General features: G+C 67.3%; 7 protein-coding genes and 2 tRNA genes. 7 read left to right on the forward strand and 2 right to left on the reverse strand.

From position 1 onward, the window contains the following. Positions 1-79 precede the first annotated feature (79 nt). The 5 genes from VF584_11685 to VF584_11705 are packed head-to-tail and all read left to right on the forward strand — an operon-like array spanning position 80 to position 10255. On the forward strand, positions 80-4165 hold the full coding sequence (locus tag VF584_11685; GenBank protein HEX8210829.1) for an RHS repeat-associated core domain-containing protein: 4086 nt from the start codon (positions 80-82) through the stop codon (positions 4163-4165). Beyond that, positions 4158-7994 carry a helicase-related protein gene (locus VF584_11690; GenBank protein HEX8210830.1) on the forward strand — a complete coding sequence of 1279 codons (3837 nt, stop codon included), beginning with the start codon at positions 4158-4160 and terminating at the stop codon, positions 7992-7994. The genes VF584_11685 and VF584_11690 overlap by 8 nt, the downstream gene beginning before the upstream one ends. Next, entirely contained in the window at positions 7991-8629 is a 639-nt protein-coding gene (locus VF584_11695; protein HEX8210831.1) for a hypothetical protein, read from the forward strand. Before VF584_11690 ends, VF584_11695 begins: the two co-directional genes overlap by 4 nt. Then, a complete protein-coding gene (locus VF584_11700; protein ID HEX8210832.1) occupies positions 8626-9747 on the forward strand; it encodes a hypothetical protein in 1122 nt (373 codons plus the stop codon). The genes VF584_11695 and VF584_11700 overlap by 4 nt, the downstream gene beginning before the upstream one ends. Beyond that, positions 9719-10255 carry a hypothetical protein gene (locus tag VF584_11705; GenBank protein ID HEX8210833.1) on the forward strand — a complete coding sequence of 179 codons (537 nt, stop codon included), beginning with the start codon at positions 9719-9721 and terminating at the stop codon, positions 10253-10255. The genes VF584_11700 and VF584_11705 overlap by 29 nt, the downstream gene beginning before the upstream one ends. A 98-nt stretch (positions 10256-10353) precedes the next feature. On the opposite strand, the gene VF584_11710 is transcribed toward VF584_11705, so the two are convergent. After that, a tRNA-Arg gene (locus VF584_11710) sits at positions 10354-10427 on the reverse strand. Between the two features lie 365 nt (positions 10428-10792). Then, complete coding sequence (locus tag VF584_11715) at positions 10793-12376, reverse strand: amino acid permease (GenBank protein ID HEX8210834.1); 1584 nt, start codon at positions 12374-12376, stop codon at positions 10793-10795. Between the two features lie 345 nt (positions 12377-12721). Between VF584_11715 and VF584_11720 the strand changes: the two genes are divergently transcribed. Next, positions 12722-13651, forward strand: a complete 930-nt coding sequence (locus VF584_11720; GenBank protein HEX8210835.1) for a hypothetical protein — start codon at positions 12722-12724, stop codon at positions 13649-13651. Positions 13652-13748: 97 nt separating this feature from the next. After that, positions 13749-13821, forward strand: a tRNA-Arg gene (locus VF584_11725). Positions 13822-14078: the final 257 nt, after the last annotated feature.

The raw sequence follows: 14078 nt of genomic DNA on the forward strand, positions 1-14078 counted from the left end.
CGACCTTTCCGACCTCGGTGCCTGCTGCGCGTGGGAAATGCACCGATCGCAGCATAACCAGGAACACACCGGCGACCCCGTGAACGTGGTCACCGGTGCCTTTACGCTGGTGGAGACCGACTTCGCGGTGCCGTGTCAGCGGCTGCCGCTGGTCTTCACGCGCGCGTACGACAGCCAGGCGCATGCTTTCGAGCCGGCCGGAGACCTGGGACCTGGATGGACACACTCGTTCGCCCTGCGGATCGAGCGGAAGGAGGGCATCGAGGATGTGGTCTACGTGGACGACCGTCACACGCGGCTTGAATTCAGGTGTGTCGACGGGACGCTCCGGGCTCCCGAGGGAGCGCAGGGAATGCGGCTCGCCTCCACGCCGACGGGGTGGACGCTCCGGCAACTGGATGGCCTTGGCGCTGACTTCGATACAGACGGGCGCCTCACCCTCCTCTACCGCCCGGGCTCGCGCCGGGACAGCGTGCTCACCCTCTACCACGCCGCCGACCGCCTCGAACGCGTGGAAGGCGCGACCGGCGCGCTGCTCTTCGATTGGGGGGATGGGCGGATCGTCGCGATCTCGACCCCGGCTGGGCGCTGGGGCTACGACTACGACGCGGAGGGCCGGCTGGTTGCGGTGACCCGTCCTTCCGGCATCACGCAACGCTACGCGTACGCCAGCGACAAGCACGTGGTGACGGTCCTCGACGTCGACCCGAAGTCGGATGTCAGCACGCCCCGCCGGGAGTCGCGGGAGATCACCGGCATGCGGCACGTGTTCGCGCCCGCCGCGCCCGGGGAACGGGAGGTGGCACTGGTCACGAACGTGTACACGTCCGAGTATCGGGTCGCCCTCCAGGTCGACGCGGTTGGGGGAGAGACGCGGTTCGCGTACAACCAGTTCACCCGAATGACGGCGGTGACCGACCCAGAGGGATGGACGACGGTCCATGCCTACGACAAGGCCGGGAACACGGTGCGGATCCGCACGCCAGAAGGACGCGTTACCGAGTTCGTATACGACGCGCGGCGCAACCTCCTGGCGACCCTAACGGCCGGCCGTCGTGTCGAGCACGTCCGCTTCGCCGACGAAGCCTGGTTCGAGCGGGGCGCCGAGCTCGCCTCACGGGCTGCGGCCCAGCGTTCGGACTTCCTGCAGTTCGTTCCGACAGACATCGTGGAGGCGTACGACGACGCCGGGAATGCTCCACTCCGGCGTGACGCAAACGGCGATGTGACGCGCTACTCGGAGTACACCCCGTTCGGCCATCCGGGCCGGGTGGAGTTCCCGGATGGAGGGGAGCTGCGAACGACGTTCGACGATCGCTCCGGCCTCCCGCTGCGGCGCGAGCGCTGGAGTGGGGGCACGCTTGAGCGCTGGTGGGAGTGGGCGCGGGACGACGTCGGCAACGTGGTGCTGAGCGTGGAGGGGAGCAGCGATGGGCCGCTCCAGAGCGAGACGAGCGTCTACGATCCGACCGGGACGCTGGTGGTCCGCCAGGAGTCGCACGTGGGTGTGCGGAGCCCTGGGTTTCCCTCCGTGGAGCACCGGGCATACGATGCGGCCGGGCGGCTCGTTCGGCGCGTGACGGAGGTTCGCTCCGCACCGGACGCGCCGCCTCGCGGGCGAACCGAGCGCTACGGCTACGATGCGGACGGGAATCTTGCCTGGGAGGCTCGCGGCGGCGAGGCGCGCGCGTTCGACTGGGACCCACGGGGAAACCTGCTTACCCTCTCGCGCCTCGATCCGTCCGCCGCGCCCGGCGGTCCCCGTACCGTGCTGGAGCGGCGCGAGTACGACGACGCCGGACGCTGCGTGGGCCGGGAAGACGCGACCGGCGGGCGGACGCGCTACCAGTACGACGGCTGCGGGCGCACGACCCGAATCGACGGCCCCGGAACGCCGCCCACCACCTTCGTCTACGACCGCGACGGGGCCATCATCGAGCAGTCCGGTCCCGACGGCACTCTCCGCACGGACGAGGGGCCGAACGGCGTCACCGCGGTCGACGACCTCGAACGCAGGGTAGAGACCGAGCGGGACCTCCTGGGCCGCACGGTGAGATTGACCCGCGACGGCGCGGTGACGACGTGGGACTACTCCGAGCTGAAGGTGAGGAAGCTCGCCCCCGACGGTACCTGGCACGAGCAGTCGGCCGGCGAGCCGCAATTGAGCGAGCTCGGGCCCGCTCCGCACCTCCAGGTGGAGTGGCATCGGGACGCGCTCGGCCGGCCTCTGGAACTGCGGTCCGGCGAAGCCGCATCGCCGACCACGCGCCGCCGCTGGGAGTGGCTGGACCACCTCGGGGAGCGGGTCGAGAGGGAGGCGGATGGCACGCCCACCACCATCCGGGTCGATTCGTCCGGCGCGCTCGTCGCCCGGCGGCGCGGAGAGGTGGAGCTGACCTACGAGCGCGACGAGGAAGGGCGGCTGGTGCGCTGGCACAGCTCGGACGGAACGCTCGACCGGCAATATGCTTATGGCGCGGACGGCCAGCTCGCCTCTGTGACCTCGCCGGGGTGGATGGAGCGCTGGGAGCGCGATGCGGCGGGCCGCCCTGTCCTGCACCACCAGGAGATCGACGGCGTGCCGTTCCAGGTGCGCCTGGAGTGGGGAAGCGGCAACCAATTGCGCGAGGCACGGACCGACCGGTGGTGGATGCGTATCGACACGGGCGAGGCCGGCGACGTCAGCCGCGTGGAGCTTCCCGGCCGCATGGTGGAGATTCGCCGCGAGGCCCATCGCCACGAGGTCCGCTGGGACGACGGGAGCAGCAGCGTTACGGAGCACCGGCGCGAGGGGATCGTCTCCTGGTCGCAGGAGGGCGGCGGGCGCCGGTGGCAGTGGACGTACGCGTGGGACGCGCTCGGGCGGCTCGGCAGGGAGCTCCGCGAGACCCCGGCCCGGAAGAGCGAACTCGTGTACCGGTACGACGCGGCCGACCGTCTGGTGGCGGTCGAGGACGGGGCGGGACGCGAGGTCTGGGGGTGGACGTGGGATGGCCGCGGCAACCTGCTGGAGGCCCGGGAGCATGGCGGGGTGGTGGCGCGGTGGACGGTCGACGAGCTGGACCGCATCCGGGAGTGGACCGGCGCGGACGGGCGGACGCAGGGGGTGGAGTACGACGCTGGCGGCCGGCTGGTGCGCGCCGGGACCTTCCGCGCCGCCTACGACGCCGGGGGTCACCCGCGGGAGATTGGCCACCTCACTGACGTCCGCTGCGGCACGGACGGATCGCTAACTGCCTGGACCCGCGAGGGGCACAGGGAGCGCGTGGGGTGGTGCCTCGGACGTCCCGTGTGCTTCCCTGGCGAGGTGCAGGCGTTCTGGTTCGACGAGGTGGTTCTGGCCTGCTCCGTCGGAGGCCGCACGCGGGCCGTCTGGACCGATCCCAGGGGTTCCATCGTGGGGATCGAGGGCCTTTCCCCGACCGTAGGATACGACCCCTGGGGCGTCGCAGACGCAGTGCTCCCACTTCCGCTCGGCTACGAGGGGCGGCTGCGGGCCGCCGGTGTGTACGACAACCGCGCGCGGGTGTACCTGCCCGGGCTCGCCCGGTTTGCGCAGCCGGATCCGGACGGCATTGCGGACGACCCTAATCCGTACCTCTACGGTCACGGGAATCCGCTGCGCTGGACGGACGCCACCGGCCATGCCGCCACGCGGAGCGGCGTGGGCTGCCTCGCGCATATGCCGGCCGTGGACCTGCTTCCGCTGGTCAGCATCGAGGCGTTCCGGGCGGCAGGGATCGAGGTGGCCTCGACCTGGATCCAGATGCCCGTGGAGCGCCACACCCGCGCCCACTACGTGCACCGCAGCGCGGCAGGCGAGGTGGTGGGGAGAACGCGCGTGGTGGGGCCGGGGTGGCTGGAGTCGAGGCCGCACTTCGTCCACAGCGACGAGCGCGGCGAGCAGGTCGGCAAATCCTACATCAAGTCTCCCGGCCTTTTGGACACGGTGTTCGGACTCCTGGATCCTCCCCCACACCTGGTCACCTATAACGCGAACTCCGAGCGCGTGGGGTCGGTGTGGGTGCGGCCTCCCGGGTTCATGGACGTCGAGCAGCGCTCTCACCTGGCGTCGTACGACGCGGTGGGACAGTCCACGGGTACGACCCGCCTGGTGCTGCCCAATCGGTTCGAGCCCCATCCCCACCTGGTGCACCATGGCTGAGGCGGCTCTCGGCGAATACGTGCGCATCTGCAAGCAAGCCGGCTGCAAAGCACCGTTCGTAGTGTCGGCTCCATCGCTCGCACTCGACCGCATGGTGGGGTTTTCCGACCCCGAGTACTGCCCCGACCACCGGGTGCGTCACGCGCGGTCGTACGGCCGCATCGCCATGCACCATCCCGACGCGCGCGAATCGGCATGGGGCAGGGAGGCGCTGGCGCGACCGAAGGCCGACGGTACGGTGAACCTGGGGCCGGGGGGGCTGGGCCGGTTCAGCCGGGATGCGCGCCCGCTGAAGAAGCGCACTCGGCCGATCGTGCAGCGAGAGTTTCCAATCGCTGCGATGGACGACGAGATCCTGGCCGCGCTTGAGCGCCACCAGGTGCTCGTGCTCGTCGGAGAGACCGGATCTGGAAAGTCGACGCACGTGCCGCACCTGCTGCTCCGCTCCGCCTGGTCGCGACGGGGGCCGATCGTCGTCACCCAGCCGCGCATCCTGGCCACGGAAGCTATTCCGTCCTTCGTCGCCCAGCTCAACGGGTCCAGCTACGGACCGGGCGCGGAGGTGGGATACACCCACTCCCGCGAGGATAAGTACGACCGCCGGACGCGCCTCCTGTTCATGACCGACGGGAAGCTCATCAACGACATTGTATCGGGGCGCATCGGAAACTACAGTGTCGTGATGATCGACGAGGCGCACGAGCGGAGCGTCAACATCGACGTGATCCTCGGCCTCATGAAGGACCAGCTGGCGCTCTATCCGCACCTCCGCCTCATCATCGCGAGCGCGACGATCGATTATCAAAGCTTCATGACCTTCTACGGGGGGCCGGAGCGCGTTGGCTACGTGTATTCAAAGAGTCGCCTTTTCCCCGTCGAACCGCATTTCTGGGGCGAGGAAGACTGGTGGCAGCCGCTGAACGAAGGGCAGCTCCCCGACTCGAACGCTCTCCCCGCGACGATCGCCGAGCTGGTGCGCCAGCTGTGGGGTCCCGCGGGTCATGGAGCACGCGGCGACCCCGAGGATGGGCACATCCTCGTCTTCCTTCCGGGCACGGCCGAGATCGACCTGACGGTGTCTCGCATCCGCGCGCTCGGCCTGCCGAACCTGCTGTGCCTTCCGCTCTACGCCAACCGGCCGCCGACGGAGCAGCAGCGCGCCATCGCCCCCGAAAGCCCCCACGACCTGCAGCGCCGGCGCGTCATCGTCTCCACCAACGTGGCGGAGACGTCGCTCACAGTGGAGGGCGTCCGGCACGTGATCGATTCGGGCTATATCAAGCAATCGACGTGGAACCCCGTGGGACGGGTTGCCGAGCTGCGGACGCTGTGGCACTCCCAGGCAGGGTGCAGGCAGCGCTGGGGGCGGGCCGGGCGACTCGCACCGGGCGATGCATGGCTGCTGTATACCCGCGATCAGTTCGAGTCCCGGTTCCCACCCTTCACGGCTCCGGGCGTCGCCCGGGCGTCGATGGAGGAGGTGCTTCTGACCGTCGCGGCGGCGGGGGTACCCGACCTGCAGGCGTTTCCCTGGATCCCGCTGGAGGAGGAGACGGACCGGGCGCGCTTCCGCCGTGAGCAAGAGACCGCCCTCCGTGCGCTGCAGGCTCGCGGAATTCTGGACAAGGACGGGGATCTGACGGAGTTTGGGCTGGAGTTGCGGGGGGCGCAGAGCGGGATGGACCTGGCCGCCGCCTTCGCCCTTGGCGACCGATACGCCATGGGCGTCGAGGTGGCGACGCTCGTCCCCTTCCTGAAGCTGGACCACGGGACCCAGACCCTTCTCCGGCGCGAGGACGACCTCGTCGACGGGATCGAGGACGCCGCAGGGCGCCGCGAGCTGCAGTGGAGCATCCGGGTCCGTCGGCTCGCGCTGTTCGCGGGATGCGAGGACGATCTGGACCTGTTCGTGAAGCTGTGGATGGGATGGATCTCGACCGAAGGCGCCGAGCGCGCGGCCTGGTGCGAGCGAACCGGAATCGACGCGCGTGCGTTCCGGGACACCATAGTGGAGCAGCGTGACCGGCTCGTCCGCAGCCTCGCGGACGACCGCAAGGCCGAGGAGCGCCAGCCGCAGATCGAAAAGCTCGACGCGCTCCGTGCGCTCCTCGCGTGCGCCCTCCCCCACGCGCTGCATGTCTCAAGGCAGGCCGAAGACGGCCCGGGGCGGGAGCCCGCCGGGCTCGTGGAAGGAGACGATGTCTTTGCACTTGGCGAGGTCTCGGGCTCGCGCGCGGGGATCTATCGCCGGCTCCGGCGCCGCCCCGGCGAGTCCGACGACGAAGCGCTGGCGGAGATCATCCCCACCTCAGTAGCGGCGCAAAACCCGTCGCCGTGCTGCTTGATCTGCCAGCGGAGGGGAAACTTCCTCCGCCCGGCCCGCACCGCGGTGCTGGGGATGAACGTGGTCCGCGTCGATCCAGCGTGGATTGAGCCGGAGGGGTCCCCAAAGTCCGGCCAGATGGTTGACCGCGCCCTCCGCTTCTCAGCGCTTTCCCGAGGGCGGCCGCCAGAACGGCATGCTGCTACCCGGCTCCGGCTCCTGCTCTCGCTCGTGCTTCCCGTGGGCACGCGGGTCGACGCGATGCTGGCCGAAGCCACGACCTCGTGGATGCGTTGCCGGCTTGTGGTCGTGGCCCCCAACCCGGAGCTGTTCCCGGGCACGACGGAGCTGGCAGTAGACGCCTTGCTTCCGCTGGACCAAGCCGCCGGGCTGGAGCCGGGCGCGAAGTTCACCGCATCGGTGGATCGCTACGAGGGAGCGGTGCCCGTGCTCGCGCGCACCGACACGGCCCAGGCGCTGGCGCGGTTCCGCGCCCGTTATCGGCCGGGCGTCTTTACCCAGGTGGTGCTCCGGCGCGTGTTGGAGGACCCCGCGGGGCGGCTGCCGTGCTTTCTCGTGGAGGACGTGGAAACCGGCGCTGCTATCCCGATGCTCCCCGCGGACTTCTGTGGCAACGCGCCGTTCCGCGCCGAGTTTGGGCTTCGCTTCGAGCCCGGAGACCGGTTCACTGTACGGGTCGAAGAGACGGAAAGCATTGTCCGCGTCTCCCGAGCAGAGGCGCTGCTGGCTGAGGTCCTCTCGGTACCCTCGGACCAGAACCGCACCGTACAGACGGTCTCCGTCGAACGCATTGATCAGTTCGGAGCTTGGGTCCGGCTCGGTGGGTACGTGGCGCTCGTCTCCCGCGGGGGATGGCCGGAGCAGAACGTCGAGGTGGGCGGCAGGCTGAAGGGGAAGGTCCGCGCCCGCCTGCGCCGCGGCGACAGGGACGATCTGGAGCGCGCACGGGCGGAGGGGAAGCCGTTCGCCGGCGGGGTGGCGCTGGGGTACGATGTCGACCTGAGAGCGCCGGAGGCATACGCCCGCTTCGCGAGCTTTCACGGCAACGGTAGCCGCGTAAACGTGGTGGTGGACTCTTCGTTGAACGAAGGTTCGCTCATCGCCCGTGCGGGCGACCAGCGGATCTACATCCCGGAGGATGAGCTCGGGCTGAACGACGCGGGCACCTTGCGGCGGGCGCGAAGCTTCGAGCCGGGTTCTTCGCTCGACGTGCTCGTTACGCGCATGCAGGAGCACCGCGCTGAAGTCAGCGGAAGCGTGTGGCGAGCCGAGACGATGCTTGGTGAGTTCGCCGAAGGCGCGGTGGTGCCAGTACGCGTGGTGCTGGTCCGTTCGGGAGACTGGCCCCTCTGCATCGGGGCCGTCGAAGGCAAGTATCGGATCGAGCTCACGGACGAGGGCCTGCAGGAGGGTGCATGGGTGCAGGCACGCATCGACCGCTTCAAATCAGCCAGCGGGTGGCTGACGGGCACGGTTGTGCCATGAAGCAGAGCAACCGCCCATCCTCCTTAAAGTTCCGTTCACCTGATTTCGATGTGCGGTTGACCGCGCTGGTTCACGAGATGGAGCAGAGCATCCGGCAGAGCCAGCCATTCGACGCCTCCGTCCCGCCGCACCGCGAGCTCACCGAAGCGCTTCACCGCGTCGCTTACGGCTCCCCGGAACAGCCGGAACCCGGTGAGCTGCTCATACGCTATGCCGACAATACCCGGGGACGCCCGTTCCCGGTGCGGCACCTCTGGCCGGTGCCCGAACCCGCCGCGTGGCTGCCCCGGCTCGAGCTGGGAACGCTGAGCTTCCGCCACCTCGATTACGATTCCAAGGTGGACCTGTACCTGATCCGCCACCGCGAGACGCGCGGGCTCATCCAAGGGGCGGTCGAGAATCTCGCCGCCAGCAGGATGCGCGAGATCCTGGCGTCACCCGCGCTGGCCGCGGGCGGCTGCATCAACGTGTACCAGACAGGGCTGGAGCCTCTCGTCGTGGGACTCTACCGCGCCGTGACGGAGCACTTCATGGACCGGGCGGGCACGGACGAGGTCTCCCCGCTTTACATTCGGCCAATCTACTTCGTGAACGAGGAAGAGCCTGACCTCGGGAGCGTCTGGGGGCAGATATGAAGCGCGACGCCGAGGACCCGCCCATGGTGGTTGCCGATCCCCACGTCGTCTACCGCGACGCGGTCCATACCTCGCCCTGGAACTTGGCCGAGGGCGCACACCTTCCCCAGCGGGACGACTGGTCCACGTTCCGCTACGCGGTAAAGGACGTCGTTCTGGGTGTCGCCACCCACCGTTATGACCGGGCGGCCCGCCGGTTGGAAGTGCGCGCCTACTTCGCCGGCGAGCATCCTGCCTACGAGGCCTTCGAGCCCACTCGGATCCTTTTCCTCGTGCTGGCGTCGCAGGCCTGGCAAACGGCACGGAGGATGGAGATTCGCTTCGACGGGGGGGTCCCCTGGGACCTGCGCCTGTACTTGGAGCGCGAACTCGGTGAGCGCCTGTCCGGCCATCGGGAAGACCTCCCGCACGAGTTGGCCTTGCGCCTCTACCTGAAGCTGACCGACCTCCCCGAAGCGCTGCTGGAGTCCCTGGGGTCCATCCCTCCCGAGCACGTGTGCTTCCATGTGCACCGCGGAACGTGGAGTGCCCGCCAAGTTCGATCGATGTGGCGGCGGGGCGTACCGCTCGGCTGGGTTTTCCGCCGCTGCCCGGATCCTGTTCGCCAGTCTATGGCCTACATGCATCTGCTGCTGCACCTGTCGGCCCTCATGCTAGAGGAGCACGCGCTCGGCCGGCTGTGCGGCCGCGAAGAGGGCGCACGTGCGGGGGCGACGATAACCCCAGGGCCAGACGACCGCGGCCTGAAGTCTTCCGAGCCAATCTACCTGAGCGGTCCCGACATGCTCACTTCCGTATTGCTGCGGGCAGGCAACCCGTTTGACCTATATCCCGTGCTGGAAGGGACGGCCCAACGGGCAATGGCGGCCGTTGCCGCGAAGATTGCGGCTGAGCCGGACGCGCCGGTGGTGTTCGCGTTTCCGCTCGATGTACTGGGTACCGATTCGTCGGAGAGTACCCTGCGCGAGTGCGTGGATCGGGCGGGCGCGCAGAGCGTGGTCGTAGGTTTCACGCTCTTGCAATTGAAATCCGAGGCGGAACTCCATCTCTCGATCACAGCCATGCAAGCGGATGAACTGGAGTTGCGTGATGCCTGGACAGCTAGGTACGCTGAGTGAACTGATCAGCATTCCCGGGGCAGCGTGGGCCACCCGATCCGGCCGGGTGGCACCCGCGGAGATCGCCGCGAGCGCTCTGGCCATCGAGCGCCGCGTGGGCAACCGCGTGCCGCTTCCGAAGGAGTCGGGCCGCTACGCATTGACCTGCGATCGCCTGACCGACATCGCTCGCGAGTTGGCTGACGAAGGAGTGGCTACGCGGGTCTGGGCCGCGGACTGCGCCACAACGGCGCGGTGGGCGGCTCTGTCGTTCGACTTGGCCGCCCGGCTGCGGAACAGCCCGCGCCTCGAACAGTGCGGCGTTGCGCTTTTCCGCGCGATCTCGACATTCGTGCCGCCCGGGGACGCGGCCGCCGTGGCCGCCTGCCTCGACCTGTTGGTACGTGAAGAGGCGTCCAATTGGCCCGACCACGCTGAGGTGATTCCGCTCCTAACAGGTCGGGCAGACGTCTATCGCCAAGCGGCGGCGGATGCTGCCGGCTTGGTTGAAGCGCTGATCTTTCGGTGATGCGGGCGCGCCGGAACGGGTTCTCCGGAGGGCCAAAATAACTGCTTTCAGAAAACGCAGAACAGCCGCCATCCAATCTGGACGGCGGCTGTTCGTAATGACCCCGGCCGGACTCGAACCGGCGACCTACTGCTTAGGAGGCAGTCGCTCTATCCACCTGAGCTACGAGGTCGAATTTCCTATCGCCATAATCTATCAGGTACGGCGTCGATTTTCCAGCCCACGCGGGGGCATGCCGATGGGACGACAACTGTGCGGGGGGCGCGCTGCAACGCCGATTGATCTCGGAATTCAGGGAGAGGACGATGTGAAACGCCAAGCGCTCGGCCCTCCGCTGCAACCTTCTCCGCCGACATGGGACTTGGCCTCGCCATCCAACTGAAACTCCGCGTAGATTACCACCCGGGCTGCTTTCCGCGAACAACCCGTCCAGTCGAGGCGCGATGAACGACTCCCAGGCGCAGGCGCTTCGATTCATGGGCTTGGAACTCGCCCCGGATTCTGAGTTCCAGGAAAGGCCAGAAGAGCACTTCGCCCTCAGCTGTCGTTGGCGATCGGCGTGGCCGCCGGTCCGGGTTCGTTGGCGGCTTGCGTCGAGTCGACCGCCGCCGAGTGCTCGAGCCGCGGGGCGTCGTCGCGATGGCGGATGACGACCGCGTAGTAGGGGAGGCCGACCAAGAGAAGCAGCGCCGGGACGGTCACCGAGCCCCACTGGAGATACCAGTGGTCCGTGCCGTACACGAACGCCCGGGGCCAGGCGATATCGATTATCAGCGCCAAGGTGCCGACAACGGCGCCCAGGTTCACCGCGAAGCCCCAGCGTCCGAGCGAGAAGTACGGACCTTGGCGGGCGGGCGGCCATTGGCCTCGCAGGCGTGCCATGAGCATCGGCGCGACGACGAACAGGTAGGTGATGTAGTAGAGGACGATGCCAACTGCGGCGATGGTCGAGAAGATCCGCGTGTTGCCGTAATTCAGGAACAGCAGCGCGCAACCGCCGACGCCGAGCACCACGAGGGGCGCGATCGGCGTCTTCCATTTTGGCGAGACGCGCGAGAGGATCGAACTGAACGGCAGGCGATCGTTGCGCGCCATGGCGAAGATGACGCGGCCGGCGGTCGCCTGTAGGGCGGTGATCGCCCCGAGCACCGCGATCCCGACGCCGAGGAGGACCATGTCGCCGACGGTCTCCCCGAGCGTGGACTGGATGATGTACGGCATGCCGATGGTTGCAAGCTCGGGCGCCTCGATGTTGGGCACGGCCATGAGGGCGAACGTTGCGAGCAAGATCGCGGAGACGATCACCAGCCCGAGCGCACGGATCAGCGTCTTGGGTCCGACCGCACGAGGGTTGCGCACCTCCTCGGCGAGGGTCGCTGCGCTCTCGAAGCCGAAGTAGCTGTAGCCGCCCGCCATGAGCGCGACGAGGAGCGCTCCGGAGTATCCCGTTGTGTAACCGGCTCCCGTTCCTTGCGACTCGAAGATCACTCCGGGGCCGCGATGTATGTTGAAGGCGAATCCCACGACAATGACGCAGCAGGCGATTAGTTCGATGATCACGACCGCTCCCGCGACGCGCGCCGCCCACCTGACGCCGAGGATGTTCACGATTGTCGTGAACACAAGACCCACGACTCCGAGGATCACCGCGTTGAGTGCACCGCCCTTGGTGGTCGAGGTTCCGATGTCCGCGCTTCCGCCCACGAGCTGGAGCCCGTTGAAGACTGGCGTCAGCACCGCTTGCAGCGTCGGGCCGATGACCGGCATGACGGTCAGCAAGGCCGCGATGAAAAACCAGCCTGTGAGCCAGGGCAGGAGTCGCGAGTGTGTGAGCGCTCGCGTCCACTGATAGAGCGAGCCCGTCAGCGGGATCTCTCCCGCCAGCTCGGCGAGGCAGAGGCAGACGAGCACGGTTGGGATCGCTGCAAGCGGATAGCCCCAGACAAAGCCGGGGCCGGCGGCGGCGAAGCCGAAGAAGAAGAGCGCCGTCACGGAGGTGAGGACCGCGACGAACCCATACGACATCGCAAACGCGGCAAACGAACCGAGCGATCGGTCTAGACGCTGGACGTAGCCGAGTTTGGCGAGCTCTCGCGAGTCTCCATCACGCATGTTCATCATGAGTCCTCCCCGCTCCTCGCGACCCCATTGTGCCCGTCGAGGAAGCCGACGGGCACATTCCGAGCCTTCGCGCGATGCCCAGTATGACGGCTCGCCGTTGATGATCGGGCACGTGCGTTCCCTGTGTAGGGCAGATCAAACGACTAGGCTCGGCTACCGCAACGCCGACCACTATCGGCTTCGCGTTCGCTACCGCTGGGCGTGACACACTCCGCGGCGCCAGACGAAGGAGCCCCTCACCCCCACGAAGTACAGAGACCCAGTATGACTACGTGGCGCCAACCAGCCGCGAGTACGCGGCGCGCTCAAGCAGATCCTCGTTGCGCCCGGCCTGGCGGCCTCGGGGTGACCGCCGCGTCGATCATTTGCCTGGGACCCACCGGTGTTGGCTACTTCGGCGACGTGACAGATCTGCCGACTCAAGACAGGGGTGTCTTCGCTAATCGCCACGGCGCCCTTCTTGTCTGCGATGCTGCCATTGTGGCGTACCTCTGTGCAAAGCGATTTCCTGGACAAGTTCACCTGGTAACGAACAACCTCGGCTCAGTGGTATACGAATCCCAACTCATACGCACAAAGTTGGGAGCCGGGATCACGATTTACCCGGATTCTTCACCGTTCAGGGGAGCTCCGCTCGACATGATATTCGTCGATCGGGGCCGAGGTACGCGAAGCTATGTGACAACGAACTACTACCCATCCAAATCGCATATTTTGACGGCGACTCGCGATATTTACGAGTCGCTTTCTCCACAGCTTCGCACAGTCCTCTATGTCGATATTGAGGCAGCATCCGACAGTGGTAAGGCTGCCCTGGAGGCCTCCCCTCTGCTTGCCATGAGCGGCGCCTCAGTATGGAACGTGGGCCAAGTAACGCAGTTGTCCGATGTCGAGGACTGGCTAAGCGGAACCCTGCTACCTGAGAAGGCCATCGTTCAGGTGTCACTGGGTAATTCGAATGTGACCGCTCCGGAACTTCGATCTACATACCGGCAGATTTCGTCTGCGGCGAATCAAACGCTAGTTGTTACGCTCGGGAGCAGCGGCGCCGCATGGGCGAACGACCGCGATACCGAAATGATTGCGGTCGACCCCGTCTCGAACGCATTCACGCTCGGAGCAGGCGCTGTCTTAGCTAGCTCACTTGTGATGGCGCTCGGCAGTGAGGAGTCGCCGGATGTAGGCATGGTGGTCTCAGATGCCGTCGTAGCCGCGACCCGGTATGTGCGAGACGCGACCTTAGATTGCGATATGCACGGTCTCGATTATTGGTGACCGCGGGTCCATGGAGCGCCATTGGCACTGCAGCTCCCGAGGCTGCCTCCGTAACGCGTCGTAACGGGCTGACGCCGTTTCCTAATTCGGCATTTTTGGCTCGTAGCTCAGGTGGATAGAGCGACTGCCTCCTAAGCAGTAGGCCGCCGGTTCGAGTCCGGCCGGGCCCATGTACGAACGGCCACGCTCCTGGAGAGGAACGTGGCCGTTTTCCACTCAGGTCGGATATCGAAGCGAGCCGGAGGAGCATTTATTCATTCCTCACCTTTCGCGGCCCGCGGCTCCGCGGCCGGGCACGCTCCACCCGCCTCCTGCATGCCCTTCACAGGAGGCGCGCTCGTGTGGATTCGCTCGTTCACGGTGTGCATGTCTGCCGCGGGTCTGCCGCGGGATGAATGGGTCCGTACCGCGCGGCCTGCCGCGGGGA

This window comes from Longimicrobium sp. (genome assembly GCA_036389135.1).
In the GTDB taxonomy this organism is placed as follows: domain Bacteria; phylum Gemmatimonadota; class Gemmatimonadetes; order Longimicrobiales; family Longimicrobiaceae; genus Longimicrobium.

Coding starts and splice junctions, on each gene's coding strand:
- VF584_11690 (HEX8210830.1), top strand. CDS start 4,158: ATGGCTGAGGCGGCTCTCGGCGAATACGTGCGCATCTGCAAGCAAGCC.
- VF584_11715 (HEX8210834.1), bottom strand. CDS start 12,376: ATGATGAACATGCGTGATGGAGACTCGCGAGAGCTCGCCAAACTCGGC.
- VF584_11695 (HEX8210831.1), top strand. CDS start 7,991: ATGAAGCAGAGCAACCGCCCATCCTCCTTAAAGTTCCGTTCACCTGAT.
- VF584_11705 (HEX8210833.1), top strand. CDS start 9,719: ATGCCTGGACAGCTAGGTACGCTGAGTGAACTGATCAGCATTCCCGGG.
- VF584_11700 (HEX8210832.1), top strand. CDS start 8,626: ATGAAGCGCGACGCCGAGGACCCGCCCATGGTGGTTGCCGATCCCCAC.